The organism is Arthrobacter liuii, from assembly GCF_014639275.1.
Lineage (GTDB): Bacteria > Actinomycetota > Actinomycetes > Actinomycetales > Micrococcaceae > Arthrobacter > Arthrobacter liuii.
The window spans coordinates 1-1,382 of sequence record NZ_BMFW01000074.1 but is presented as its reverse complement, the minus strand read 5'-3'; the positions used below and the strand labels follow the sequence as shown (position 1 = coordinate 1,382).

Below are 1,382 nucleotides of genomic sequence, written 5' to 3'. Positions count from 1 at the left end.
GGGACTGTCCGATAAACGGTGTGTGGGGTCCGGCGGTTTTCATTAGTGGAAGGTTCTTTCGAACCGGCCAGCGAAGGTGATCGCGAACGCGTTGAGCGCAGGCTTCCACCTCATCACCCAGCGTGCCCGACCACCGCCGGTCGGATCAAGTGATCTGGTGACCAGGTAGAGGCATTTCAGGGCAGCTGCCTCGTTGGGGAAGTGCCCGCGGGCCCTCACCGCCCGCCGGTAGCGGGCATTGATGGACTCAATTGCGTTCGTCGTGCAGATCACCCGCCGGATCTCCACGTCGTACTCGAGGAAGGGCACAAACTCCGCCCAGGAGGATTCCCAGAGCCGCACGATCGCCGGATACCGTTGGCCCCATTCGGCCGTGAACTCCGCGAACCGCTCTTTCGCCGCCTGCTCGGAAGGGGCCGTGTAGACGGGCTTGAGCGCCTTGACGATCCCGTCGCGGTGCTGCCGGCCGGCGTAGCGGAAGCTGTTGCGGACTAAATGCACGATGCACTGCTGCACGACCGTTCGCTCCCACGTGGTCGTGATCGCCTCCGGCAGCCCTTTGAGCCCGTCGCAGACAGCGATCAACACATCTTCCACGCCCCGGTTCTTCAGCTCGGAGAAGACCTGCAGCCAGAACCGGGCACCTTCGGCGCCGTCGCCGGCCCAGATGCCCAGGATCTCCCGCTCCCCGTTGGTGGTGACCCCCATGACGACGTAGAACGGGGTGTTGCGCACCTGCCCGTCCCGGACCTTAACCACGATCGCATCGACGAAGAGCACCGGATAGATCGGATCCAAAGGCCTGGCCGACCATTCGGCCAGTTCCCCAGCGACCTTTTCGGTGATGCGGCTGATGGTGTCCTTGGAGACCTTGGCCCCGTAGACCTCCTCGAAGTGCGCGGCGATTTCCCCGGTGGTCAACCCCCGGGCAGAGAGCGAAAGCACGATCTGGTCGATCCCGTCCAGACGCCGTTTCCGCTTGGGCACGATCACCGGCTCGAACGAGCCGTCCCGGTCCCGGGGCACCTCAATCTCGACCGGCCCGATCTCGGTCAACACGGTCTTGGACCGGGTGCCGTTGCGCATGTTGGCCGCGATCGGCGTCTGGCCATGCTCGTGCCCGAGGTGCTCGGTCAGCTCCGCTTCCAGCGCAGTCTCGAGCACGTTCTTCGTGAGCTGGTTAAGCAGCCCGCCAGGGCCCACCAGGCTCACGCCCTGTTCCTTGGCCTGCGCAAGCAACCGCTCTGCAAGCTCCGTCTGATCGATGATCTCTCCCGTCACAGGATCGATCATCACCCCTGTTACTGCGGTCGTGGACTCTGACACGGCCGTCTCCTTTCGGATCAGGCCGGACCATCACACACCGTTTTTCTTACAGTCCC

General features: G+C 64.0%; 1 protein-coding gene. It reads right to left on the bottom strand.

The genetic code is table 11. The features are described 5' to 3' along the window. Window positions 1–42: 42 nt before the first annotated feature. Window positions 43–1,293: an IS256 family transposase gene (locus IEW19_RS23120; protein ID WP_188573887.1), complete on the bottom strand. Its 1,251-nt coding sequence runs from the start codon at window positions 1,291–1,293 to the stop codon at window positions 43–45. Between the last annotated feature and the right edge of the window lie 89 nt (window positions 1,294–1,382).